Below are 23,656 nucleotides of genomic sequence, written 5' to 3' on the forward strand. Positions count from 1 at the left end.
ATCCGCGAAATTTTAATCAGCGAGTCAGCTTGGGAAGAAATGACCTGCTTATTCGCACCTTCCCTAGGATTTTTCGTGACATCTTTTACGATTTTCCCAAGTGAAAACTGACAAACACTGAACATTCTTTACATTAAAAACAGTCCAGGCAGTTCCAAAACTCGCAGTTAAATAAATAAAATCAATAACTTGAGTTATTAACCGTTCCCAGATCAATTTTCTCGTCGCAAATTAACAATAATGGTCGCGGCTTCATGCAGGCAAAAAAAAGGGCAAGGTTTGCTAACAACCTTGCCCGTAGATCATCGGAAGACGTTTGAAGGAAATCAGGTATCCGGGAACATCACGCTATTCCCCGGCGCTTCCCTGTGCAGATGGATAAAGTTCAGGTGGCGTTCGTACTGGTCCAGAATGTCCGTAATCACCTGCTCCTTGCTGTAGTCCATCAGGTCGTTCCCCTGGCTACCTTCCAGCAGGAAGGTCTCCAGCCGGTAATAGGTCGACTTCCCGCTGCGCGCCCGGTAGGTAAACCCGGGCACGGAATACTGCTGCGGCCAGATCTGGTAGACGAAGTTTTGCTCGTCGCCCATGTGCACCAGCAGATCCAGGTGCCCCAGATTTTCGCCTTCATCCGGCGGCAGATTTTTCAGCTCCACGTAGGCACCCCGCAGGCGCAACTCCTGTGCGACTTCCTCCATCGCCGGGAAGCAGACCGTCTCCATCATCTGTTTGGTGTAGCGCGTGCCCGGGTAGTTCATCAGGCGCGACAAGCGCTTTTTCCAGCTCAGCCTGTCCTGCGCGCCCATCGGACGCGGCGCGGTATCACGGCTGGCGCTGACGCGGCGGTAGTCTTCCACTTTGAGCGATTTATACAGCCCAGCCATCACGAAGAAGATGACGAAGCTAAACGGCAGGCCCATGATCACCGTCGTGTTCTGCAGCGCCGAAATACCGTTGGTCATCAGCATACCGAGCGTCAGAAGACCGATGGCGACCGACCAGAAGATGCGCAGCCAGTTCGGCGCGTCGCTGTTGATGTCCTTCAGCTTCGAGGTGAAGTTGCCCAGCACCAGCGCGCCGGAGTCCGCTGAGGTGACGTAGAACAGCAGCCCGGTGATGGTCGCCACGGAGGCGCTAAAGGTGAACGCCGGGTACTGCGCCAGCAGGCTGTAGAAGCCGCGCTCCGGGTGCGCCATCGCTTCCTGAGCAAAACCCGCATTGCCGTGGATGATCTCGTGCAGCGCGCTGTTGCCGAAAATCGACAGCCACAGCAGGGTAAAGGTGAACGGGATAATCAGCGTGCCCATCACGAACTGGCGAATGGTGCGCCCGCGCGAAATTCGCGCCAGGAACAGGCCGACAAACGGCGACCACGCAACCCACCACGCCCAGAAGAACAGCGTCCAGTTATTCATCCACTCCACCGGACGGTCGAAGGCGAAGCTATTGAGCGTCATCCCCATAAAGCGGTTCACGTAGTCGCCCACGTTCAGCACCAGCGCGTTGAGCAGGAACGAGGTGTCCCCCATAAACAGCACAAACAGGATCAGGCCCAGCGCCAGCGCGACGTTCAGTTCGGAGAGCACGCGGATGCCCTTGTCCACGCCGGAGGTCACCGAGATGGTGGCGATAATCACGGAGAGCGCAATCAGCGCCGCTTTCGCCGCCATTGAATCCGGAATATCAAACAGCACGCTTAGCCCGTAGTTGAGCTGCACCACGCCGATACCGAGCGTGGTCGCGATGCCGAAGATGGTGCCAATCACCGCTGCGATATCAACGGTGTGACCAATCGGCCCGTTAATTTTTTTGCCAAAAATCGGGTACAGCGCAGAGCGGATAGTGAGGGGCAAATTATAACGGTAGCTAAAGTATCCGAGCGCCATCCCCATCAGGGCGTACATCGACCAGCCCGTCAGGCCGTAGTGGAACAGCGTCCAGACCATCGCCTGGCGCGCGGCCTCCATCGTCTGCCCTGCCCCTTCCGGCGGCTGCATATACTGCGTGACCGGTTCAGCCACGGAGAAGAACATCAGGTCGATGCCGATACCCGCAGCAAACAACATTGCGGCCCAGCTCAGCAAACTGAACTCGGGCTTGGACTGCTCTGGCCCAAGCTTCACCGAACCGAAGCGCGAGCAGGCGATGCAGACCACGAAGACAATATAGAGCGTCGCCGCCAGCAGATAGTACCAGCCAAAGGTCTTCGACACCCAGTTCAGGGTGCGCCCAATCCACTCGGCGGAAAAATCACGAAAGAAGATCGTCGTCAGGGAAAACAACAAAATCAGCCCGGCGGAAGTATAAAAAACGACCGGGTTGATTTTGTCTTTTTCTCTGTCTTGTGAAAGGTCTGTCATCCAGTATCCCCACTGTTTTTGTAACTATTAAAATCCAAATCAGCAACAATTAAGACACATTTTATATTGAACGTCCAATCAAAAACCGCTTTAATGTATTACCAACGCTGATGAATGGAGTGGCAACAATGCCCAAAGTGGGGATGCAGCCGATCCGGCGCAGGCAGCTTATTAACGCCACGCTGGAAGCAATAAATGAAGTGGGAATGCACGACGCAACCATCGCACAGATCGCCCGTCGGGCGGGCGTTTCCACGGGGATCATCAGTCACTATTTCAAAGACAAAAACGGTCTGCTGGAAGCGACCATGCGCGACATCACCGGGCAGTTGCGCGATGCGGTATTAAGCCGCTTGCACGCCCTGCCGGACGGCAGCGCGGAGCAGCGATTACAGGCGATTGTCGGCGGCAATTTTGATGAAACCCAGATCAGCAGCGCGGCAATGAAAGCCTGGCTGGCCTTCTGGGCGAGCAGCATGCACCAGCCGATGCTCTACCGTCTGCAGCAGGTCAGCAGCCGCCGCCTGCTGTCGAACCTGGTGTACGAGTTCCGCCGCGAACTGACGCGCGAGCAGGCGCAGGAAGCGGGCTACGGGCTGGCGGCACTGATCGACGGGCTTTGGCTGCGTGCCGCACTGAGCGGCAAACCGCTGGATAAAACGCTGGCCCAGTCGCTCACCAGCCACTTTATCAGCCAGCATTTACCGACCGAATAACCGAGGAGAAAGTATGTCCCGAATGGCAGAACAGCAGCTTTATATCAATGGTGGTTATACACCCGCCACCAGCGGTCGCACCTTCGAGACCATCAACCCGGCCAACGGTGAAGTCCTGGCGAGCGTTCAGGCCGCCGGGCGTGAAGACGTCGACCGCGCCGTGGAAAGCGCAACACGCGGGCAAAAAATCTGGGCGGCGATGACCGCCATGGAGCGCTCACGCATCCTGCGTCGCGCCGTGGATATCCTGCGCGAGTGTAACGACGCGCTGGCGAAGCTGGAAACCCTCGATACCGGTAAAGCGTATTCCGAAACCTCGACAGTGGACATCGTCACCGGCGCGGACGTGCTGGAGTATTACGCAGGGCTGATCCCGGCGCTGGAAGGCAGCCAGATCCCGCTGCGCGACACCTCATTCGTCTACACCCGCCGCGAGCCACTGGGCGTGGTGGCGGGCATCGGCGCGTGGAACTACCCGATCCAGATCGCCCTGTGGAAATCGGCCCCAGCGCTGGCGGCGGGCAACGCGATGATCTTCAAGCCGAGCGAAGTGACGCCGCTCACCGCCCTCAAGCTTGCCGAAATCTATACCGAAGCGGGTCTGCCGGACGGCGTGTTTAACGTCCTGCCAGGCGTAGGCGCGGAGACCGGCCAGTACCTGACCGAGCATCCGGGCATCGCGAAGGTCTCCTTTACCGGCGGCGTTGCCAGCGGCAAAAAGGTGATGGCCAACTCGGCGGCCTCGTCCCTGAAAGAGGTGACGATGGAGCTGGGCGGCAAATCGCCGCTGATTGTTTTCGACGATGCGGATCTGGATCTGGCGGCAGACATCGCCATGATGGCCAACTTCTTCAGCTCCGGTCAGGTCTGCACCAACGGCACCCGCGTGTTCGTGCCCGCGAAATTTAAGGCCGCGTTTGAGCAGAAAATCGTTGAGCGCGTGGGCCGCATCCGCGCGGGCGATCTGTTCGATGTGAAAACCAACTTTGGCCCGATGGTCAGCTTCCCGCACCGCGACAGCGTGCTGCGTTACATCGCCAAAGGTAAAGAAGAAGGCGCGCGCGTGCTGTGCGGCGGCGACGTGCTGAAGGGCGAAGGGTTTGATAACGGCGCGTGGGTGGCCCCGACCGTGTTCACCGACTGCACCGACGAGATGACCATCGTGCGCGAGGAGATCTTCGGGCCGGTGATGTCCATTCTCACCTATCACACTGACGAAGAAGCCATTCGTCGCGCCAACGACACCGACTACGGCCTGGCGGCGGGCATCGTCACCGCCGATCTGAACCGCGCCCACGGCGCGATTCATCAGCTCGAAGCGGGCATCTGCTGGATCAACACCTGGGGTGAATCCGCTGCGGAGATGCCGGTCGGCGGCTATAAACACTCCGGCATTGGCCGCGAGAACGGGGTGATGACGCTCCAGAGCTATACCCAGGTGAAGTCCATCCAGGTTGAGATGGGTAAATTCCAGTCCATATTTTAACCGGGAGGTTTATTTGCAATTTGACTACATCATTATCGGCGCCGGCTCTGCCGGCAACGTACTGGCAACACGACTGACTGAAGATCCGAATACCACCGTGCTGCTGCTTGAGGCGGGCGGACCGGATTACCGCTTTGACTCCCGCACCCAGATGCCTGCCGCGCTGGCGTTCCCGCTGCAGGGCAAGCGCTACAACTGGGCGTATGAAACCGAGCCAGAGCCGTTTATGAACAACCGCCGCATGGAGTGCGGGCGCGGTAAAGGGCTGGGCGGTTCGTCGCTGATCAACGGCATGTGCTACATCCGCGGTAACGCGATGGATCTCGACCACTGGGCGAAAGAGCCGGGTCTGGAGCACTGGAGCTATCTCAACTGCCTGCCGTACTACCGCAAGGCAGAGACGCGCGACGTGGGCCCGAACGACTACCACGGCGGCGACGGTCCGGTGAGCGTTACCACCTCCAAACCGGGCGTGAACCCGCTGTTTGAGGCGATGGTGGAAGCGGGCGTGCAGGCGGGCTACCCGCGCACGGACGATCTCAACGGCTATCAGCAGGAAGGCTTCGGCCCGATGGACCGCACGGTCACGCCGAAGGGCCGACGCGCCAGCACCGCGCGCGGCTATCTGGACCAGGCAAAGCAACGCCCGAACCTGACCATCCGTACCCACGCCATGACCGACCGCATCCTCTTTGAAGGCAAGCGCGCGGTGGGCGTCGAGTGGCTGGAAGGCGAAAGCACGATTCCGTCGAAAGCGACGGCGAACAAAGAGGTGCTGCTGAGCGCAGGCGCCATTGCCTCCCCGCAGATCCTCCAGCGTTCCGGCGTGGGCAGCGCGGAGCTGCTGAAGCAGTTCGATATCCCGCTGGTGCACGACCTGCCCGGCGTGGGCGAAAACCTGCAGGATCACCTGGAGATGTACCTCCAGTACGAATGCAAAGAGCCGGTCTCCCTCTACCCTGCCCTGCAGTGGTGGAACCAGCCGAAGATTGGCGCTGAATGGCTGTTTGGCGGCACCGGCGTGGGGGCGAGCAACCACTTCGAAGCGGGCGGGTTTATCCGCAGCCGCGAGGAGTTCGCGTGGCCGAACATTCAGTACCACTTCCTGCCGGTGGCGATTAACTACAACGGTTCGAATGCGGTAAAAGAGCACGGCTTCCAGTGCCACGTCGGCTCCATGCGCTCGCCGAGCCGCGGCCACGTGCGCATCAAGTCGCGCGATCCGCATCAGCATCCGGCGATCCTGTTCAACTATATGTCCCACGAGCAGGACTGGCAGGAGTTCCGCGACGCGATCCGTATCACCCGCGAGATCATGCACCAGCCTGCGCTGGACAAGTACCGCGGTCGCGAGATCAGCCCGGGCGTCGAGTGCCAGACCGACGAACAGCTGGACGAGTTCGTGCGCAACCACGCCGAAACCGCCTTCCACCCGTGCGGTACCTGTAAGATGGGCTATGACGAGATGGCGGTTGTCGACGGCGAAGGCCGCGTTCACGGGCTGGAAGGGCTGCGCGTGGTGGATGCGTCGATCATGCCGCAGATCATCACCGGTAACCTGAACGCCACCACCATCATGATTGGCGAGAAGATTGCAGACGCCATTCGCGGGCGCGAACCGCTGGCGAAGAGCACGGCCGCGTATTATGTCGCGAACGGGGCGCCGGTTCGCCGCTGAGGGTGCCCCCTCACCCTTACCCTCTCCCCTGTGGGGAGAGGGTATAAACGTCTCCTAAATTTATTTTCATTTCCCTGCATCCAGTTTCCACCCTGCCTTCGTATATGGGTATGTGAGCAACCCCTTTGCTCCCCAATCCGAGGAATGATGATGAAAAAGCTAACCCGTGTTGCATTCGTAACCAGCGCTTTACTCTTCTGTGCAGGCGCATCAGCAGCCATGACGTCTGACACCGTGATGGTGGGCGGAGCGGCAATGTTCCCGAGCAAAAATATTGTTGAAAACGCCGTGAACTCGAAAGATCACACGACTCTGGTGGCCGCTGTCAAAGCTGCCGGACTGGTGGATACGCTGCAGAGCAAAGGACCGTTCACCGTATTTGCGCCGACCAATGCGGCGTTTGCAAAATTGCCCGCTGGCACGGTCGATAACCTGGTCAAACCCGAAAACAAAGCACTGCTAACCAGCATCCTGACCTATCACGTGGTTGCCGGTAATTACGATATGAAAGCGCTGGAGCAGAAAATTAAACAGGGTGGTGGTCGCGCGGAGCTGAAAACCGTTAACGGTCAGCCGCTGTGGATCATGAGCAACGGCCTGCACAATATTCAGCTTAAGGATGGTCAGGGCAATGTGGCAAACATCAGCACCTACGACGTTCATCAAAAAAATGGCGTTATCGATGTCATTGATACCGTTCTGATGCCTAAGTAGTTGTCTATACTTCGGAAGTGTGCCGTTGCCTTTCGGGAAAAACATGGATAACGCGCTGGCTGAACAGCAGCAGAAATTAATGCAGGCGGTCGCGAAAGGCGATCGCCGTGCATTTGAACAACTCTACCGACTCACCTCGCCGCATCTGTTTGCCGTCGCGCTGCGCATGTTGCGTGACCGGGCATGGGCAGAAGAGATCCTTCACGACTGTTTTCTCACGGTCTGGAGTAAAGCCGAAACCTATAACGCCGCCCTCAGTTCCCCGATGACCTGGCTTACGCATATTGTTCGCAACCGCTGTATTGACTGGCTGCGTTGCGGGCAAACCCGGGCAGCCGACCGCGAGACGCCGTATACCGACGCGCTTCTGCCGAGCGAGAATGACGAGCAGAACAACTGGCACGACGATGTGCAGGCAGAACGGCTCAGGCATTGTCTCGAACATTTGAGTAGCGAGCAGCGCCAGAGCATTACGCTCGCCTACTATCAGGGGATGTCTCACAGCGATATTGCCGACTGGCTCCAGCAGCCCGTAGGCTCAGTGAAAAGCTGGATACGTCGCGCAATGGATCATCTTCGGGAGTGTGTGGGGCTATGAATGACGCAGAAAAACGCGACGACATGCTGGCAGCAGAATATGCCCTCGGCACCCTGCGGGGAGGCGCGCGGCTTCAGTTCCAGAAAAGGCTTGCCGCGGAACCAGCGCTGGCTGCGCGCGTAGCGTACTGGCAGGAGATGTTCAGCACGCTCGATAGCCACCTCGTCCCCATCACGCCTCCTGAGTCGGTGTGGAAAAAAATTGCCCTCGAACTGCCGCCCAACCGGCCGGTGCGCAACTGGCGACCTTACCTCGGCTGGATGGTGGCCGCCGGCCTTGCCGCCTTTAGCGTCGTGACGTGGTACTCCACCCGCACGCCAGCGCTCGCACCGCTGATTGTGCTCAACGATGCCCAACAGCGCGGGCAGTGGGTAGTGAGTGCGGACAGCCGCCGTCAGCAGCTGAGTATTGCTCCTCTCGGACCTGCCGCCGTCCCGGCGCAGCGCAGCCTGCAGTTGTGGCTGATCCCGACCGGACAGAACCCTGTCTCGCTGGGATTGCTGCATAGCAACATACCGACGAAGATGACCCTCAGGAACATAACGCTTCCTCCTGGCGCCACGATAGCGATAAGCCTTGAACCAGAAGGCGGCTCACCCACTGGCCTGCCGACAGGCCCGGTGCTTTATAGTGGCAAAATCTAATCCTTAGGCCTTGTTCGCAGGGCCTCCAGCGTCACCCCATTTCTTTTTATACTATTCTCGCTTACATATAAGAAATAAACATTAGGCATGCAATCCGTTTAAATATTAAAAATATGATATTGACAGAATCTTCCACACTCCATTAAGTTTTAAACAGCCATCATTTTATTTCCGATACACAATATATCAAAAATCCGCGTTAATGAATTTGTCATTATTCATTAACACCTCCCTGCCTTTTATTTTTTGCATTACTCAACAGCGAGATAAGATCATGAATAACAGTGCAAACAACGTTGTCGTTATCACCGGCGCCAGCAGCGGCATCGGTCAGGCCATTGCCCTGTATTTAGCGAACAAGGCCTTTTCGCTGGTGCTGGTGGCGCGCCGCCTCGACAGAATTAATGCCCTGGTGGATCAGATTATCCAGCAGGGCGGCAAGGCGATTGCCGTGAAGGCCGATGTCACCCGTCAGGAAGAGGTTCAGGCCGCGATCGACGCCGCTATGACGGCCTACCAGCGCGTGGACGTATTGATCAATAACGCCGGTTACATGGCGATAGCCCCCATCAGCGAGCGCAAAACCGATGAGTGGGACAAGATGATTGATACTAACCTGAAGGGCGTACTGTACGGCATCGCCGCGGCGTTACCGGTGTTCCAGCGTCAGGGCAGCGGACACTTTATTAACGTGGCTTCCGTCGCGGGTATCAAAGTGCTTGCCCCCGGTGGCGTCGTTTACAGTGCCACTAAATTTGCCGTTCGCGCCCTGAGCGAAGGGTTACGTCAGGAGGCGGGGAAAACCATCCGCACGACGCTTATTTCCCCCGGCGCCGTCGAAAGCGAACTGCAGTTCGGCAGTTCTGATAAAGACAGCCTGGCGTTTTTGCACGAATTCTATAAGCAGGCTATTCCGGCTGACGCCATTGCCCGAGCCGTTTTATTTGCCATTGAACAGCCTGGCGACGTTGATATTAATGAAATTGTGGTTCGTCCGACGCAGGAAGAATTTTAGCATGCCTTAAATAACGCTAAATGAGGTGTCATCATGATTAAATCATTAACGTCTATATCAGATTGAAATATGCGGACGGGTGCCGATATTTTCCTTGAACTTCTGGAAAGAGAAGACGTAGAAAATATATTTGGCACTCCAGAAGAGCAGCGTGGTTGCCATTGCCGACGGCTATGCCAAAGCCTCGGCAAAACGGGCTTTATCAATTTGCATACCGCCAGCGGTCCTGGTCACGCCATGGGTGTCCAGTCCGGAGAAAACAACCTGATTGAAATTGCCATTTCCTCAGAGTAATTATCCATTCCAGCTGTACCCTACATACAAGACTTATAACCTAAATGCCTCAAGCCGCTGAATCTGCCGCCCTTCTGCGTCAAAATTCTCCGAAGCCAGCCATGCGCACAGCTCCGCGTTTCTTTGCGGCCATTCGCCATCAATAATGGAGAGCATATCGCTGTCGCGGTTACGCCCTTTGCGCACAAGTTTCTGACGCAGGCGACCTTCCCAGACAAAACCCAGCCGCTCCGCCGCATTGCGCGAGGCAATGTTCATTGAATCGCATTTCCATTCCAGTCGACGGTACTTATGCTCAAAGGCATTTTTCAGCAGCAGCCACACCGCCTCGGTACCCAAACGCGTGCCCTTCATTTTGCGCGACCAGGTGACATGCCCGATTTCCACCGAGCCGAGAAACCGCTCAATCGCCATGTAACTCACCAGCCCTACCGCCTGTTCAGTGCGTAAATCGATTACGGCAAAGGGCACCAGATCGTCATCCATCACCTTTCCCAGCACCCAGTGCGCAGTGGCCTCAACGCTTTCCGGCTGAGTGCTGGCAAGCCACGTCCAGTCACTGTCATCACCCAGCGCGTAGGCTTCGTATAAATCAGCCGAATGGCGATCGGTATCCAGCGGCTCCAGTCGGCAATACTGACCGGTAAGTGGGGTGCGGGTTAAGATCTGGGCGCATTTCCAGTCTGGAACAATATCGTTAACGGTTTGACCATGTTGATTGATTTCGGGCACGGCGGTGACTCCCTGAAAGGTAAGGAGTTTGTTATAGCAGGTTAAAAAGCGGACGAAAAGCAGCGCATTCTAATAGCCTTAGCGTATGCGTTATTCCCGGAAGGCATAAGCAAAGCTGAATTTCGACTTTGCGGAATGTCTTAGTCGACCTAACGTAGCGGAGCATAAAACAATCACAATAGAGTTATTTCAGGGATCGCTATGACAAAAAAACTGTTGCCGTTACTGGTGCTGGCCGCGCTCTCAAACGCAGTCCACGCCGCTACTCCGCCGAATACGCTGGTGGTTGCCCAGGGGCTTGATGACATCGTAAGCCTAGACCCGGCCGAAGCCAACGAGCTCTCCAGCATCCAGACCGTACCGAGCCTGTATCAGCGTCTGGTGCAACCGGACCGCGATAACCCGGAAAAAATCACGCCGATTCTGGCGGAAAGCTGGGAAGCCGACGCGGCAGCAAAAACCTTGACCATCAAGCTTAAGCCCGATGCGAAATTCGCTTCCGGAAACCCACTGCGCCCGGAAGACGTGATCTTCTCGTATACCCGCGCCGTGACGCTGAACAAATCCCCGGCGTTTATCCTCAACGTGCTGGGCTGGGACGCGAGCAACATCGCCAGCCAGCTGAAAAAAGTGGATGACCATACCCTCCAGCTTCACTGGACGGCGGACGTTAGCCCGTCGGTGGCGCTGAATATTCTCTCCACGCCGATTGCCTCCATCGTCGATGAAAAGCAGGTGGTGGCGAACGTGAAGGACAACGACTTCGGCAACGCCTGGCTGAAAATGCACTCGGCAGGCAGCGGCGCGTTCAAAATGCGCGTTTATCAGCCGCATCAGGCTATCGTGCTGGAAGCCAATGAATCGGCTCCCGGCGGCGCGCCGAAGCTTAAAAGCATCATCATTAAAAACGTTCCCGATCCGGCTTCCCGTCGCCTGCTGATCCAGCAGGGTGATGCCGACGTGGCGCGCGATCTGGGTGCAGACCAGATTAGCGCCCTGGAGGGCAAGCCGGGCGTGAAGGTGCTGAGCATTCCGTCCGCCGAGCAAAATTATCTGGTGTTTAACACCGGCAACAGCGCTAACCCGCTGCTCAACAACCCGGCGTTCTGGGAGGCTTCACGCTGGCTGGTTGATTATGAAGGCATTACCAAAAACCTGCTGAAAGGCCAGTATTTTGTGCATCAGAGCTTCCTGCCGGTCGGTCTGCCGGGCGCGCTGGAAGCGAATCCATTCACGTTTGACCCGGCTAAGGCGAAAGAAATTCTCGCCAAAGCGGGCATTAAAGACGCGCACTTCACGCTGGACGTGGAGAACAAGCCGCCGTTTATCACCATCGCCCAGTCCATGCAGGCGAGCTTTGCTCAGGGGGGCGTGAAGGTCGATCTGCTGCCCGCTGCCGGGAGCCAGGTCTATGCCCGCGTGCGCGCAAAGCAGCATCAGGCGGCGATTCGTCTGTGGATCCCGGACTACTTTGATGCGCACTCTAACGCCAGCGCCTTTGCGTGGAACGATGGCAAATCCAGTACCGTAGCCGGTCTGAACAGCTGGAAAATTCCCGAGCTTAACAAAGCCACGCTGGCGGCGGTTGCCGAGCCGGATCCGGCGAAACGTCTGGATCTGTACAAGAAAATGCAGGAACAGCTGCAACATAGCTCGCCGTATGTGTTCGTCGATCAGGGCAAAACCCAGATCGTGGTGCGCGATAACGTGAAGGGATATCAGCAGGGCTTGAACGCGGACATGGTCTGGTACGATCGCGTCACGAAGTAGCCTTTGTTGCCGGGTGGCGCTGCGCTTACCCGGCCTGTGTTCTCGGTTTTGTAGGCCGGGTAAGGCGAAGCCGCCACCCGGCATGAAGAGATTTCCCATGCCACATCTTTCCACCCGCGTGCTTCAGGCTCTGCTGACTCTGCTGCTCACGCTTTTCGGGCTGCTGCTCGTCACGTTTGCGCTCTCGGCATTTTCACCGGTCGATCGCGTGCTGCAGATCGTCGGCGATCACGCCAGCCAGTCCACCTACGATCAGGTTCGCCACCAGCTCGGGTTAGATCGCCCCCTGCCCGTGCAGTTCTGGTACTACCTGCAAGACCTTGCCCACGGTGATCTGGGCACTGCCAGCGCCACCGGCCAGCCGGTGTTGCAGGACTTGCTGCACGCTTTTCCCGCCACGCTCGAACTGGCTACGCTGGCCTTAATCATCGGCGCCGTGCTCGGCGTGATTGCCGGAGTGCTGTGCGCCCGCTATGCCGGTTCGCCGCTTGATTTAACGCTCAGAACGCTCACCCTGCTCGGCAACTCGGTGCCGATTTTCTGGCTTGGCCTGCTGATGCTGGCCCTGTTCTACGCGAAGCTGCAGTGGAGCGCGGGTCCCGGCAGGCTGAATGACATCTGGCAGTTCACCGTAGAACCACGCACCGGCTTTGCGCTGGTGGATACCTGGCTTTCTGGCGATCGCGAGGCGTTTCGCAACGCCCTCAGCCACCTTGTGCTGCCGGTGCTGCTGCTGGCTTATTACTCGCTCGCAAGCATTACCCGCCTGACGCGCTCCGCCTGTCTGAGCGAAATGAACAAAGAGTACATCCTGCTCGCTCGCGCCAAAGGGGCCGGGGAGATGACTATTCTGCTGCGCCACGTGCTGCCGAACATTCGCAGCACCCTGCTGACGGTGATTGCGCTGGCCTACACCAGCATGCTGGAAGGTGCGGTATTAACGGAAACCGTCTTCTCCTGGCCAGGCATCGGACGCTACCTCACCACCGCCCTGTTCGCCGGAGACACTACCGCCGTCATGGGCGGCACGCTGCTGATTGGCATCTGTTTTGTGCTGATCAATAACCTTACCGACCTGCTTGTGCAGGCAACCGATCCCAGGGTGCGCTGATGCCGTTTTATCTCTTTATACGTCGCCTGCACCGTTCGCCTGCCGCCTTTTGCGGGTTGATTGCCATCGTGCTGCTGATGGTGATCGCCCTGTTCGCCCCCTGGCTTGCACCGGTTGACCCGAACTGGCAGGACGCCGCCTCGCGCCTGCAGGCACCGAATAGCCAGCACTGGCTCGGCACCGACAGCTACGGGCGCGACCTGCTCTCGCGCCTGATTTACGGTACCCGTCCGGCGCTCGGGCTGGTGGCCTTAGTGACGGTCATTACCCTGCCCACCGGGCTGCTGGTGGGGATCCTGTCCGGCTACTACGGCGGCTGGATGGAGCGCCTCCTGATGCGCTTTACCGACGTGGTGATGTCGATGCCGCGCCTCATCCTTGCATTCGCGTTTGTGGCGATGCTGGGTCCGGGGCTGGTCAACGGCGCGCTGGCGCTGGCCTTAACCACCTGGCCTGCTTATGCACGTCAGGCGCGAAGCGAAATTCAGCGTCTGCGCCACAGTGATTATCTGGCCGCTGCCGAGATGATGGGAATTCGCGGCCCGCGCCTGCTGGTCGGCCATATTCTGCCGCTGTGTCTGCCGTCTGCGATTGTGCGTCTGGCGCTGGATCTGGCCGGCATTATTCTGGCCGCCGCCGGGCTCGGTTTCCTCGGCCTTGGCGCCCGTCCGCCAATGGCTGAATGGGGGGCAATGATTGCTGACGGCATGCAGGTGATTTTCGACCAGTGGTGGATCGCCGCCATTCCCGGCGGAGCCATTCTGTTTGCCAGCCTGGCCTTTAACCTGCTAGGCGATGGCCTGCGTGACGTACTGGAGCCGCAACATGACTGAACACCGCGTTATCGTCGATGCGCTGAATATCGACTACCCCGCCGCACGCGTGGTCAACAACCTGAGCTTTACGCTTGGCAACGAGCGTCTGGCGCTGGTGGGTGAATCCGGCTCGGGTAAATCGATGTCTGCCCGCGCCCTGATGGGGCTGGTACGTAAGCCCGGCATGGTGAGCGCCCGGCAACTTAACGTGCTGGGCAACGATCTGCTGACCCTGAACGCCCGCCGCTGGCAAGCGCTGCGCGGCAACGGGATTGCGATGGTTTTGCAGGACCCGCGCTACGCGCTCAATCCGGTGAAAAGCGTTGCCGCCCAGCTTGACGAGGCGCTCACGCTGCATCAGCGCCTGCCCCGTTCAGAACGCGTGGCGCGCATTCACGACATCATTCGCGCTGTCGGACTGAGCGAACATGTGCTTCAGCGTTATCCCGGCGAACTTTCCGGCGGCATGGGCCAGCGGGTGATGATTGCGATTGCGCTCATCAACAACCCGCAGGTGCTGATTGCCGACGAACCGACCTCAGCGCTGGACGCTCGCCTGCGCAACCAGATCCTCGAACTGCTGGTGCAGCAGTGTGAAGCGCGCCAGATGGCGATGCTGTTAATCAGCCATGACCTGCCGCTGGTGGCGGAACACTGCGACCGCGTGCTGGTGATGTATCAGGGCGAAAAGGTAGATGAGATGGCGGCAAGCCAACTCCCTCAGGCAACGCATCCGTATACGCGCACCCTGTGGACCTGCAGGCCAAATGCCAATACCTTTGGGCAGATGCTGCCGACGCTCGACCGTTCGCAGCCGTGGAAGGAGGCGAACGATGGCGCTCGTTGAGGTTAACCAGGTTCAGGTCACCTTCGGGGAAAAGACGGCGGTCTCTGCCGCCAGCTTTACCATCGCGAAAGGCGAAACCTTCAGCCTGATCGGGGAATCCGGCTGCGGGAAATCGACCCTTCTGCGCGTGCTGGCGGGGCTGCAGCGCGAGTGGCGCGGGAACATTACGCTACTGGGAGAGACGTTAACGCCCGGGCGACGTTTTCAAGGCACGCTGCGTCGCAACGTGCAGATGGTGTTTCAGGATCCGTGGGCGTCTTTGCACCCGAACCACACCATTGCACGCACGCTGTCGGAGCCGTTGAACATCCATGGCGAAACGCAGATTGCGGAAAAGGTGGCGGATGCGCTTAAACAGGTGGGCCTGTCTGCCGATGCGGGGAAACGTTATCCGCACCAGCTTTCCGGCGGCCAGCGTCAGCGCGTGGCGATTGCCCGTGCGCTGCTGTTGCGCCCGCAGCTTCTGCTGCTGGATGAACCGACCTCGGCACTGGATATGTCCGTGCAGGCGGAAATTCTGAACCTGCTCAACCGCCTGAAAGCCGCCCACGACATGACCTATCTGCTGGTGAGCCACGATGCGGACGTGATTGCCCATATGTCCGACCGGGCGGCATTTATGGCACACGGGGAGATCCAGAAGGTGTTTGATCGGGAGGCGATGTTACGGGGCGAGCACAGGATGGGGTAAACGGGTGCGGCTGTGCCCGGTGGCGCGATGCTTACCGGGCCTACGTTTCGTGCCGCGTTGAGGGTTTTTCGTAGGCCGGGTAAGGCATCGCCGCCACCCGGCAACAAATCACTTCAGCAGCTTGACCGTAGCGTCAATGTCAATTTCATCTTCGGTAAAGATCAGCGTCGTGTTCTGGAAGGTCGTGATCGCCAGCTTCTTCACGGTGCGCATTTCACCCGATTTTACCTCGGATTTTGGTTTAATGCTGTTCATCAGCAGACCCACCGACAGCACCGCGTTTTCTTTGTCGATTTTGGTTTCAACCGGCTCTTCTTCGCTGAACACCACGAAGGATTTGATCGAGGTGAGCTTCACGCGCTCGCCCGCAATATAAAGGTGTTTACTCTCGGGGATCACCTTCACCGCATAGGCGGAAAGGCCTTTATTATTCGTCGTCGGTTCGAACGTCACCGCCGCATCTTTCTTAATCAGATCAGGGTTGGCGACCTTAATCACATGAAAATAGCGGTTATCGCCGTTTTCATCTTTGATAAATCCAAAGCCTTTATCTTTAAACCACGTTGTGATTGTTCCGTTCATCGCTGTTACCGCCTGTCAGATCGTAATGACTAAAGTTTTGCAGCGCGCAGTGTAATGCACAATGGCTAAGGAGACAAAAAAAAGCCCCTGCACGGGGGCAGGGGAAAACTCATGTCAGAGCTTATTAGTATTTAGTTGAACACCATCCCACCATCAATCAATAAGGATTGCCCGGTCATGTAATCAGAATCCGGCCCGGCGAGGTATGAAACGCAGGCGGCGACATCTTCCGGCTCGGACAAACGACCCAGCGTGATGCGTTTGGCAAAAGTTTCCGTCCCGTAGCCAAGCGGTTTGCCCGCCGCCTCGGAGACCTGACGGTCGATTTCCGCCCACATCGGCGTTTTGACGATGCCCGGGCAATAGGCGTTAACGGTGATGCCCAGCGGAGCAAGGTCTCGCGCTGCGGTCTGGGTTAAGCCGCGAACCGCGAACTTGCTGGAGCTGTACACGGCCAGTTCCGGGTTGCCGGTGTGGCCTGCCTGGGAGCAGGCGTTGATGATCTTCCCGCCGTGCCCCTCTTTGCGAAACGCGTCGATGGCAGCCTGAATACCCCAGATCACCCCTTTCACGTTGATGTTGTAGACCTTGTCGACAATCTCTGGCGTGATGGATTCGATAGGCGTGGACGGCGCAATCCCGGCGTTATTAACGATGACGTTAAATCCGCCCAGCGCGGTGCGCGCTTTTTCCACCGCCGCAAACACCTGCTCGCGGTCAGAGACATCCACCTTCACGGCGACGGCCTTGCCGCCGTTGCGGATGATTTCATCGGCGACGGCTCTTGCCGTCTCATCGTTATAGTCGGCAATGGCAACGGCAAAGCCATCCTTCACCAGGCGCAGCGCAATCGCTTTACCAATCCCCTGGCCTGAGCCGGTTACGAGAGCAACTTTTTGCATTTCTCTGTCCTTATATTGAGTCACAAAATCTGACTGAGATGGAGCTGGCCAATCAGCAGCGGGTTATCGCTGTAGTCGACGGGAATGGCCACCACGGCCGGGCCATCGACATCCATCGCCGCGCGCAGCGTCGGTTCGAGCGCTTCAGCACTCTCCACGGCAAAGCCTTTCGCGCCGAAGGCATCGGCATAGACTTTGAAATCGACCGGGCCGAACTCGACGCCGGAAAGGCGCTGGTATTTTTTCTCTTCCTGGATCGCCACCATGTTGTAGGCGTTATCCACCCAGATGATGTGCAGCACGTTGGCGTTCAGGCGCACCGCGGTTTCCAGCTCCATGCTCGACTGCAGGAAACCGCCGTCACCGGAGACCGATACCACCTTGCGGCCCGGGTTCACCAGCCAGGCACCAATCGCCCACGGCAGGGCAACGCCCATGGTTTGCTGGCCGTTGGAGATCATCACCTGACGCGCGCGGAAGCTGTAGAGGTAGCGGGCGATCCAGATGTGGAAGCTGCCCATATCCACGGTCAGGGTCACGTCGTTATTGACGATGTCCTGCATGGCGCGCACGATGCGCAGCGGGTGCAGGGCAAACTGGTTGAGCGAGGCGCCGCGACGATCGAGCAGATCCCGCTGATGCTGACGATCGACCAGGATTTCAGAGGCGCGCTGGCTCAGCTCCAGCTTATGCTCGATCCGGCTGGCAAGCAGGTTCAGCGTTCCGGCGATATCCCCCACCAGCTCAAGATCCGGCACGTAGTTACGCTCTTCATAGGCAGGCAGCACGTCAATGTGCACCAGTGTGGCGTCGCCGCTGTTCCACATAGACGGCTCGTACTCCACCGGGCTGTAGCCGATGCAGATAATCAGATCCGCCAGATGCAGTAGTCGGTCGCCCGCCTGGTTATTGAACAGGCCGACGCGTCCGGCAAAGCGGGTAAAGTTCTCCTGGTTCACCGCCCCGGCGGCCTGATAGGTGCTGGTGACAGGGATACGGCTTTTCTCCAGCAGCTTACGCAGGGCATCGCTGTTCGCGGGCTGGCTGGCCATCAGGCCAAGTAAAATGACCGGGTTTTTAGCGTTTTCGATAAGCTTCGCCACGTCGTTAATCACAGACTCCGGTGCCGGCCCCATCAGCGCCGCACCGCTGGCGGGTAAAATCGCCCCCGTCGCAGGCTGGTCGACGATATCCTGCGGCAGGCTGACGAACGCGCCCCCCGGCCTGCCGTGCTCGGCAGCGCGAAACGCGTTCGATACCACCTCGGCAATCGCGTCCGGCGAGCTGACTTCGACGGCATATTTGGTCACCGGGCTGAACATGGCGACGGTGTCCATGCTCTGGTGCACGAGCTTCGCTTTATCCGCGCGTTTGACCGCCCCGCCCAGGGCGACCACCGGGTCGCCCTCGCTGTTGGCGGTGGCAATGCCGGTGATCAGATTGGAACAGCCGGGACCGGAGGTCACCAGCGCCACCCCGGCTTTACCGGTCAACCGCCCTACCGCTGCCGCCATAAACGCCGCATTCGCTTCGTGACGCACGGGAATGATCTCGATGGAGGAGTCCAGCAGGGAGTCAAACACTTTGTCGATTTTCGCCCCCGGGATCCCGAACACCTGCTTCACGCCCTGCGCTTCCAGCTGGCCGACAACCATATCGGCGCCATGCGCCCACTGACGTGACTGTTTCTCACTGTTCACGGTAGTTCTCCTGTTAGTTTTCGACGGAACGGATCGCTGCATCCAGATTGCTGGGGTGAAGGTTGGCCTGTAAAAATGCGCTGTCGGCGGGCAGGTCAATCATGAGCTTGTGAATTTCGCCGAAGGTGAGCACACCGCTCTCAAGCTGATAGTCGAGCAGGTGTCCCCCGCCCTGACGGTCGTCAGTAATAAAATGCTCGTGATAACCGGCCACGTTAATGCCCTGCATATGCTGCGGGGTGCGGAACCCGACCAGCACGCCCTCGCGCTGGTTGAAGCGGAACACCGGCTGGTCATCCAGCACGTCGGTCATCGCCCGGTACGGCGGCGTCTGGCGCGGTACGGTGCGGGTGTGGGCGTGGCGGAAATTACCGTCGATACGCAACGCACAGAACAGGTTATCGGACGGGATTTGCTGGTCGATCACATCGTGGATCTGCTGACGGCTGACCGGCGTATCAAAGGTTTTACGGTACTGCGGCTGAAACCAGGTCATCACCGCGAACGGCGTTTTCTGCTCCGGCTTCGCGGCCCGGGCGCTGCCGTCGGCACGCAGCTGGTATACCTGGCTGCTGAAGGCAATCATTTCGCCATCCAGTTCGTTGAACGTACCCAGGCCAAAATCACCGTGTGCCAGCAGATCGGCGATGGTGGTCTCACCTTCGTATACGCCGCTTAGCAGGGCGCTCATTAGCGATGTTTGATAGATCACGCTGTCAGGATGCTGGGCGGAGAACCCACGCAGGGTCTCGCACAAGCTGGCCTCACAGTCGCAGGCAGATGAATGCATCATCATGCTCGTCCTCTTCAACTTTATTTAGAAAGGTTAAATAAATGTTGACCCGATTCAGCAGAGAGTTCCAATATAGAAACCATGCTGGTTTGAGACGTTTTAGATATGGAACTTCGTTATCTGCGGTATTTTGTCGCGGTTGCACGCGAGCGACACTTCACCAAAGCAGCCAAAGCGCTGGGCATTTCACAGCCACCTCTGAGTCAGCAGATCAAACGGCTCGAAGAGGAAGTGGGCACCCCGCTGTTCAGGCGTCTGACGCGAGGCGTAGAGCTGACCGAGGCGGGAGAAGCCTTCTATGAGGACGCCTGTAAGATCCTGGCGCTGAGCGACGCCGCGCTGGAGAAAGCGCGCGGCATCGCGCGCGGACTGAACGGCAGCCTGTCGATAGGCATCACCAGCTCCGACGCTTTTCATCCTCAGATTTTCGCGCTAATCCGTCAGTTTCAGGTGCAGAACATGGCGGTGCAGGTTCATCAGGTAGAAGCGAATATGTCGTCGCTGACGACGATGCTGGCGGACGGTGAACTGGATATCGCCTTCGTGCGCCTGCCGTGCGAAAGCAGCAAGATGTTTGAAATCAAAATTCTCGACCGCGAGCCGATGGTGGTGGCGCTGCATCGCGACCATCCGCTGGCGGAGAGCGATTCGCTGGCCTTAGAGCAGCTGCGGGATACACCGGTGGTGCTGTTCCCGCAGGAGGTCGCGCCGGGATTGTATGACAGGGTTTACAGCTACTGCGAGCGGGCCGGAATCGACGTGCAGCACGCGCTGCAGGCGTCACAGCTTTCATCTTCGCTGAGCATGGTTTCCGCGGGCGGCGGATTCGCGCTGGTGCCGAAATCGATGGCGGCCATTTCTCCGCCGAATGTCACCTATCATGCGTTGAACTCACCGGAACTTTATACCGATATCGCGCTCTGCTGGCGTCGGTTTGAGCGTTCGCGGACGGTGAAGCGGTTTTTGACGATGATGAGTGAGGGGTAGCTCGGTGCGGCTGTGCCCGGCGGCGCTGCGCTTGCACGGGCCTACGGTTCGTGTCGCGGTGGGGGTTTTTTGGTATTTTGGTTTTGTAGGCCGGGTAAGGCGTAGCCGCCACCCGGCAATACCCTTCTGGAAGCCGCCTCGCAAACCTGCAAGCAACCTTATGTAATTCAGGGGCATCGCTTTTCATCCATTCTTCACGGTCGTAAAGTGCCTGCGTTGCGGCACATCCGTAACCGGGCGTAGGAACCCGTTAGCATAACATGACGTTTTTTTGCACATAGAGGATGCTAAATGGCGACTACCCCTGGATTTTCTTATGCGCTTTCTGAAGAAAGTGTTGTTCATCATCTCATCAATAACCCAATTCCCGATTCTGTGGATCTTTTCGCACTGGCAGATGCTTGTGCCGCCTATGTGAGCGTGCTTGTTGAAACTGACGACTCGGTAACGTTTGCCACGCTCTGTAAGCGATTGCTGGCTGCGCTTAAGCAACTACGGGAATGCTGTGAAGCTGAACTTCCAACGTATCTCGTTGAACAGTTGATTGCGGGAGAAAAGATTAACTCCTGCGTGCCGGACTGCTGGCAGGAGACGACGCTACAGGTGGACTATGCCGTGGCGTTAACGCTGGCGGTTATGGGTGGGACGTTGCCTGCGAACGTGGCGAAAGAACTCACAGGGCTACTGCATGATATGGTCTGGCTGCTGGCGGAGTTTGTGAAGGAGCCTTATATTACGGCGCACTGAGGCGGGTGAAGGGAGGTCGGGGTTCTGCTGGGTAAGAAGCAGGATTTCGGCCTTATGCAAAATACAACGGTGTATGTTGAATGTCTGTTAAGAGCGAGAAACGGACGTTGATTAGATTATGGGGCTAGTGAACATCGAGAAATATACCCAAAATCATGCTCGTTGATTTTGGGCTTTGGATACCTTTCACATCAATATAAACCGCTTCCAGGCCGCAAATATAACTGCTTCAGAAGCTTAATTTATCCTGCTTTTTTGTCCGCAACCCGTTAATAATACCTAAAAATGCAAGCCCAACGGGAACAAGGGATCCCCACAGGACGGCGTTCCAGCCGTAGAGACTGAGCAGGGCCCCTGAAGAAAATGACCCAACAATCATCACCCCAAACACCACAAAATCGTTCAGGGACTGGACCTGGGTTTTCTCTTCGGGTCGGTGATATTCAATGATCTTCGCCGATGCGCCGGTGAAGCCAAAGTTCCAGCCCAGACCCAGCAATATTAACGACAGCCAGTAGTGGAAAATATCGGTTCCACCGAGTCCGGCCAGCACAGAGCATGCCGTGATAAGCAGACCCGCAGCGGCGATACGCATAGCCCCAAAGCGGTTAATTAATTTACCGGTGAAAAAACCGGGACCGTACATGGCAATAACATGCCACTGGATACCGAGATTTGACGCCTGCTGAGAAATGCCGTGCATGTGCATCGAGAGTGGTGCTGCCGTCATCAGGAAGTTCATCACCATATAGGTTACCGCACCGCTGAATACGGTTCTGGCAAACCCCGGCTGTCGGACTATTACGCTCAGAGGTCGTCCACCTGTTCCAACCGTGCTGACGGAATCTATCGTTTTCACGCCTTTAAGAATGAACGCTGATATAACGGCCACGAGCGCCTGGGCGATGAACGTGACGGCAAAGGTATGAGGCGGCCAGAGGTGCATCGTTCCGGAAACCAGCATAGGACCAACCACGCCAGCTATCACTCCTCCCCCCATAACCAGCGACAGGGCCCGGGCCCGGCGTTCGGGCGTAACGCCATCCGTTGCGGCAAAACGAAAGCTTAGCGCGACCGCCGCATAGGCACCGCCCATAAATGCAGCAATGCAGAACAGCAGGAATGAGCCGATGAAGACGGCCAGAGCAGCCGTCAGTCCGGTAATGACGCCTGCCCCGGTGCCGACCATAAAGGCGGCCTTACGACCATTTGTCCGCGCCAGTGAACCTAACGGCAAGATACAGGCCGCCATCCCCAGAACAAACATGGTGATGGGAAGAGTGGCCAGCGAACTGCTGGGAGCCAGTGCGTTACCAACAATCGCGCCTGTCGCATAAAAGACGACGGAGTTAGCACCGGCGAGAGCCTGTGCGGCCGACAGGCGGATGATATTGTTTTTCTGATCTGCTACGGGCAGGAAATGTTCTGCGGACATGTGATTAATTATCCTGATTCATGGTGAGCACTATCCGGTATCGCGCCAGACCCTGTTTCAGTCTGCTGAGCGCCTCATTTGCCCTTTCAAATGGCAGTCGCTCTGTAACAGGCAAAGCCTGAAAGAGGTGGCTGAACTGTAGTGCGCGCTCGGTTTGCGCCGGTGTGCTGACGAAGGATCCTGTCAGGGTGCGTTCAGCGCCGATCATCATACCCGGCGCGACCTGCACCGGCGTTTGTCCGGTACCCAGCAGGATCCCTTTTCCCCGTGGAGCCAGCGCGGACAGAAGGGCTGATACCGTTTCTGAAGCCGGTGCCGTTGCCACAATAAAATCCACACCGCCGTCATTTTTCAGACGTTCTGATGCGCTTTCCTTAAGTGTATCGATGTAGTGATGCGCACCCAGCTCAATGGCCGCTCGTTCTTTTTCATTACCCCGCGCAATTACGGTCACCTCAAAGCCCATTTTACGGGCGTACTGAACGGCCATGTGGCCAAGGCCACCCATTCCGAGAACCGCCACTCTGTCACCCGCTCTGGCGCCAGAATTACGCAGTGCGTTGAAGGTTGCGGTACCGGCGCAAAGGATCGGCGCTGCATGTACGGAAGAGAGCGCGGAGGGGATGGCTATCAGCGCGGTATGCCGCATGACAACGTACTCTGCGTAGCCGCCATCGCAGCTGAGTCCTGGCGTAAGCTGGTTTTCACAGAGGTGAAAAAGCCCGCTGCGACAGGGTTTGCAGTGCTGACAGTATCCCCCCAGACGCCCGATGCCAACCCGCTGACCGGTTTGCCAGATATCGGGTACCCTGTTCCCCTTCCGGGCAATAAATCCGACAATTTCATGTCCCGGTATACGGCCGGGCTGGCCCGCCTGCGGCGCTTTTTCCGCGTCCCGGAGATCGGCACCGCATACGCCGCATGCTTCAATTCTGATGAGCACCTCATCCGGGCCTGGAGCGGGTACCGGCCGCTCTGTCATTTCCAGCACCCCGGGGGCAACGATCTGCATAGCGTGATATTTTTTATTCATATATTG

The 23,656-nt window shown here is 57.8% G+C and carries 23 protein-coding genes; 15 read left to right on the top strand and 8 right to left on the bottom strand.

What is annotated here, in order from left to right; genetic code table 11:
* Nucleotides 1–326 precede the first annotated feature (326 nt).
* Nucleotides 327–2,360 (bottom strand): choline BCCT transporter BetT, encoded by a 2,034-nt coding sequence (gene betT / locus ACOTXR_RS06660; RefSeq protein WP_045281641.1) that lies wholly within the window; start codon nucleotides 2,358–2,360, stop codon nucleotides 327–329.
* Between the two features lie 128 nt (nucleotides 2,361–2,488).
* On the opposite strand from betT, the gene betI reads away from it, so the two are divergent.
* The 8 genes from betI (at nucleotide 2,489) to ACOTXR_RS06700 (ending at nucleotide 9,505) form a co-directional block, all read left to right on the top strand.
* Nucleotides 2,489–3,076: a transcriptional regulator BetI gene (gene betI / locus ACOTXR_RS06665; RefSeq protein WP_058690370.1), complete on the top strand. Its 588-nt coding sequence runs from the start codon at nucleotides 2,489–2,491 to the stop codon at nucleotides 3,074–3,076.
* A gap of 13 nt (nucleotides 3,077–3,089) precedes the next feature.
* Entirely contained in the window at nucleotides 3,090–4,562 is a 1,473-nt protein-coding gene (betB, locus tag ACOTXR_RS06670) for a betaine-aldehyde dehydrogenase (RefSeq protein WP_421767005.1), read from the top strand.
* A 13-nt stretch (nucleotides 4,563–4,575) separates the two neighbouring features.
* Nucleotides 4,576–6,240: a choline dehydrogenase gene (gene betA, locus ACOTXR_RS06675; protein ID WP_421767006.1), complete on the top strand. Its 1,665-nt coding sequence runs from the start codon at nucleotides 4,576–4,578 to the stop codon at nucleotides 6,238–6,240.
* Nucleotides 6,241–6,390: 150 nt separating this feature from the next.
* Nucleotides 6,391–6,954: a fasciclin domain-containing protein gene (locus ACOTXR_RS06680; RefSeq protein WP_014882930.1), complete on the top strand. Its 564-nt coding sequence runs from the start codon at nucleotides 6,391–6,393 to the stop codon at nucleotides 6,952–6,954.
* A 43-nt stretch (nucleotides 6,955–6,997) separates the two neighbouring features.
* Nucleotides 6,998–7,552, top strand: a complete 555-nt coding sequence (locus tag ACOTXR_RS06685; RefSeq protein ID WP_023332333.1) for an RNA polymerase sigma factor — start codon at nucleotides 6,998–7,000, stop codon at nucleotides 7,550–7,552.
* Nucleotides 7,549–8,196 (top strand): anti-sigma factor, encoded by a 648-nt coding sequence (locus ACOTXR_RS06690; protein WP_058690372.1) that lies wholly within the window; start codon nucleotides 7,549–7,551, stop codon nucleotides 8,194–8,196. Before ACOTXR_RS06685 ends, ACOTXR_RS06690 begins: the two co-directional genes overlap by 4 nt.
* Before the next feature lie 274 nt (nucleotides 8,197–8,470).
* Nucleotides 8,471–9,211, top strand: a complete 741-nt coding sequence (locus tag ACOTXR_RS06695) for an SDR family oxidoreductase (RefSeq protein ID WP_058690373.1) — start codon at nucleotides 8,471–8,473, stop codon at nucleotides 9,209–9,211.
* A gap of 69 nt (nucleotides 9,212–9,280) precedes the next feature.
* Nucleotides 9,281–9,505: a hypothetical protein gene (locus ACOTXR_RS06700; protein ID WP_200923840.1), complete on the top strand. Its 225-nt coding sequence runs from the start codon at nucleotides 9,281–9,283 to the stop codon at nucleotides 9,503–9,505.
* A 33-nt stretch (nucleotides 9,506–9,538) separates the two neighbouring features.
* Here ACOTXR_RS06700 and ACOTXR_RS06705 read toward each other — a convergent pair whose 3' ends face one another.
* Complete coding sequence (locus tag ACOTXR_RS06705; RefSeq protein WP_032637241.1) at nucleotides 9,539–10,237, bottom strand: GNAT family N-acetyltransferase; 699 nt, start codon at nucleotides 10,235–10,237, stop codon at nucleotides 9,539–9,541.
* Between the two features lie 201 nt (nucleotides 10,238–10,438).
* Between ACOTXR_RS06705 and ACOTXR_RS06710 the strand changes: the two genes are divergently transcribed.
* The 5 genes from ACOTXR_RS06710 to ACOTXR_RS06730 all read left to right on the top strand — a co-directional run bounded on the left by ACOTXR_RS06710 (nucleotide 10,439) and on the right by ACOTXR_RS06730 (nucleotide 15,471).
* Nucleotides 10,439–12,007: an ABC transporter substrate-binding protein gene (locus ACOTXR_RS06710; RefSeq protein WP_014882925.1), complete on the top strand. Its 1,569-nt coding sequence runs from the start codon at nucleotides 10,439–10,441 to the stop codon at nucleotides 12,005–12,007.
* Nucleotides 12,008–12,104: 97 nt separating this feature from the next.
* Nucleotides 12,105–13,118 carry an ABC transporter permease gene (locus ACOTXR_RS06715; RefSeq protein ID WP_058690374.1) on the top strand — a complete coding sequence of 338 codons (1,014 nt, stop codon included), beginning with the start codon at nucleotides 12,105–12,107 and terminating at the stop codon, nucleotides 13,116–13,118.
* Nucleotides 13,118–13,951, top strand: a complete 834-nt coding sequence (locus ACOTXR_RS06720) for an ABC transporter permease (protein WP_058690375.1) — start codon at nucleotides 13,118–13,120, stop codon at nucleotides 13,949–13,951. Before ACOTXR_RS06715 ends, ACOTXR_RS06720 begins: the two co-directional genes overlap by 1 nt.
* Nucleotides 13,944–14,780, top strand: coding sequence for an ABC transporter ATP-binding protein (locus ACOTXR_RS06725; protein WP_014882922.1), 837 nt, complete (start codon nucleotides 13,944–13,946; stop codon nucleotides 14,778–14,780). Before ACOTXR_RS06720 ends, ACOTXR_RS06725 begins: the two co-directional genes overlap by 8 nt.
* Nucleotides 14,767–15,471, top strand: a complete 705-nt coding sequence (locus tag ACOTXR_RS06730) for an ABC transporter ATP-binding protein (protein ID WP_014882921.1) — start codon at nucleotides 14,767–14,769, stop codon at nucleotides 15,469–15,471. Before ACOTXR_RS06725 ends, ACOTXR_RS06730 begins: the two co-directional genes overlap by 14 nt.
* Nucleotides 15,472–15,579: 108 nt before the next feature.
* Here ACOTXR_RS06730 and ACOTXR_RS06735 read toward each other — a convergent pair whose 3' ends face one another.
* The 4 genes from ACOTXR_RS06735 to budA all read right to left on the bottom strand — a co-directional run bounded on the left by ACOTXR_RS06735 (nucleotide 15,580) and on the right by budA (nucleotide 19,448).
* Nucleotides 15,580–16,053, bottom strand: coding sequence for a cold-shock protein (locus ACOTXR_RS06735; RefSeq protein ID WP_014882920.1), 474 nt, complete (start codon nucleotides 16,051–16,053; stop codon nucleotides 15,580–15,582).
* Between the two features lie 131 nt (nucleotides 16,054–16,184).
* On the bottom strand, nucleotides 16,185–16,955 hold the full coding sequence (locus tag ACOTXR_RS06740) for a (S)-acetoin forming diacetyl reductase (RefSeq protein ID WP_014882919.1): 771 nt from the start codon (nucleotides 16,953–16,955) through the stop codon (nucleotides 16,185–16,187).
* Nucleotides 16,956–16,975: 20 nt separating this feature from the next.
* Nucleotides 16,976–18,655, bottom strand: a complete 1,680-nt coding sequence (gene alsS, locus ACOTXR_RS06745) for an acetolactate synthase AlsS (protein ID WP_222834799.1) — start codon at nucleotides 18,653–18,655, stop codon at nucleotides 16,976–16,978.
* Between the two features lie 13 nt (nucleotides 18,656–18,668).
* Nucleotides 18,669–19,448, bottom strand: a complete 780-nt coding sequence (gene budA / locus ACOTXR_RS06750; protein ID WP_014882917.1) for an acetolactate decarboxylase — start codon at nucleotides 19,446–19,448, stop codon at nucleotides 18,669–18,671.
* A gap of 105 nt (nucleotides 19,449–19,553) precedes the next feature.
* Here budA and ACOTXR_RS06755 point away from each other — a divergent pair, with 105 nt between their 5' ends.
* On the top strand, nucleotides 19,554–20,435 hold the full coding sequence (locus ACOTXR_RS06755) for a LysR family transcriptional regulator (protein WP_014882916.1): 882 nt from the start codon (nucleotides 19,554–19,556) through the stop codon (nucleotides 20,433–20,435).
* A 291-nt stretch (nucleotides 20,436–20,726) separates the two neighbouring features.
* On the top strand, nucleotides 20,727–21,182 hold the full coding sequence (locus ACOTXR_RS06760) for a hypothetical protein (protein WP_023332323.1): 456 nt from the start codon (nucleotides 20,727–20,729) through the stop codon (nucleotides 21,180–21,182).
* A gap of 229 nt (nucleotides 21,183–21,411) precedes the next feature.
* Here ACOTXR_RS06760 and ACOTXR_RS06765 read toward each other — a convergent pair whose 3' ends face one another.
* Both ACOTXR_RS06765 and ACOTXR_RS06770 read right to left on the bottom strand, forming a co-directional pair.
* Entirely contained in the window at nucleotides 21,412–22,617 is a 1,206-nt protein-coding gene (locus tag ACOTXR_RS06765; RefSeq protein WP_058690376.1) for an MFS transporter, read from the bottom strand.
* 4 nt (nucleotides 22,618–22,621) lie between these two features.
* Complete coding sequence (locus ACOTXR_RS06770; protein ID WP_058690377.1) at nucleotides 22,622–23,650, bottom strand: alcohol dehydrogenase catalytic domain-containing protein; 1,029 nt, start codon at nucleotides 23,648–23,650, stop codon at nucleotides 22,622–22,624.
* Between the last annotated feature and the right edge of the window lie 6 nt (nucleotides 23,651–23,656).

The sequence above is a fragment of the Enterobacter cloacae complex sp. IR53030 genome (genome assembly GCF_049238365.1).
GTDB classification, from domain to species: Bacteria; Pseudomonadota; Gammaproteobacteria; order Enterobacterales; family Enterobacteriaceae; genus Enterobacter; species Enterobacter kobei.

Excerpts from the sequence above, each read along its gene's own strand:
- betT (WP_045281641.1), bottom strand. The coding sequence starts at position 2,360 with ATGACAGACCTTTCACAAGACAGAGAAAAAGACAAAATCAACCCGGTC.
- betI (WP_058690370.1), top strand. The coding sequence starts at position 2,489 with ATGCCCAAAGTGGGGATGCAGCCGATCCGGCGCAGGCAGCTTATTAAC.
- betB (WP_421767005.1), top strand. The coding sequence starts at position 3,090 with ATGTCCCGAATGGCAGAACAGCAGCTTTATATCAATGGTGGTTATACA.
- ACOTXR_RS06680 (WP_014882930.1), top strand. The coding sequence starts at position 6,391 with ATGAAAAAGCTAACCCGTGTTGCATTCGTAACCAGCGCTTTACTCTTC.
- ACOTXR_RS06685 (WP_023332333.1), top strand. The coding sequence starts at position 6,998 with ATGGATAACGCGCTGGCTGAACAGCAGCAGAAATTAATGCAGGCGGTC.
- ACOTXR_RS06690 (WP_058690372.1), top strand. The coding sequence starts at position 7,549 with ATGAATGACGCAGAAAAACGCGACGACATGCTGGCAGCAGAATATGCC.
- ACOTXR_RS06695 (WP_058690373.1), top strand. The coding sequence starts at position 8,471 with ATGAATAACAGTGCAAACAACGTTGTCGTTATCACCGGCGCCAGCAGC.
- ACOTXR_RS06700 (WP_200923840.1), top strand. The coding sequence starts at position 9,281 with ATGCGGACGGGTGCCGATATTTTCCTTGAACTTCTGGAAAGAGAAGAC.
- ACOTXR_RS06710 (WP_014882925.1), top strand. The coding sequence starts at position 10,439 with ATGACAAAAAAACTGTTGCCGTTACTGGTGCTGGCCGCGCTCTCAAAC.
- ACOTXR_RS06715 (WP_058690374.1), top strand. The coding sequence starts at position 12,105 with ATGCCACATCTTTCCACCCGCGTGCTTCAGGCTCTGCTGACTCTGCTG.
- ACOTXR_RS06720 (WP_058690375.1), top strand. The coding sequence starts at position 13,118 with ATGCCGTTTTATCTCTTTATACGTCGCCTGCACCGTTCGCCTGCCGCC.
- ACOTXR_RS06725 (WP_014882922.1), top strand. The coding sequence starts at position 13,944 with ATGACTGAACACCGCGTTATCGTCGATGCGCTGAATATCGACTACCCC.
- ACOTXR_RS06730 (WP_014882921.1), top strand. The coding sequence starts at position 14,767 with ATGGCGCTCGTTGAGGTTAACCAGGTTCAGGTCACCTTCGGGGAAAAG.
- ACOTXR_RS06735 (WP_014882920.1), bottom strand. The coding sequence starts at position 16,053 with ATGAACGGAACAATCACAACGTGGTTTAAAGATAAAGGCTTTGGATTT.
- ACOTXR_RS06740 (WP_014882919.1), bottom strand. The coding sequence starts at position 16,955 with ATGCAAAAAGTTGCTCTCGTAACCGGCTCAGGCCAGGGGATTGGTAAA.
- budA (WP_014882917.1), bottom strand. The coding sequence starts at position 19,448 with ATGATGCATTCATCTGCCTGCGACTGTGAGGCCAGCTTGTGCGAGACC.
- ACOTXR_RS06755 (WP_014882916.1), top strand. The coding sequence starts at position 19,554 with ATGGAACTTCGTTATCTGCGGTATTTTGTCGCGGTTGCACGCGAGCGA.
- ACOTXR_RS06760 (WP_023332323.1), top strand. The coding sequence starts at position 20,727 with ATGGCGACTACCCCTGGATTTTCTTATGCGCTTTCTGAAGAAAGTGTT.
- ACOTXR_RS06765 (WP_058690376.1), bottom strand. The coding sequence starts at position 22,617 with ATGTCCGCAGAACATTTCCTGCCCGTAGCAGATCAGAAAAACAATATC.
- ACOTXR_RS06770 (WP_058690377.1), bottom strand. The coding sequence starts at position 23,650 with ATGAATAAAAAATATCACGCTATGCAGATCGTTGCCCCCGGGGTGCTG.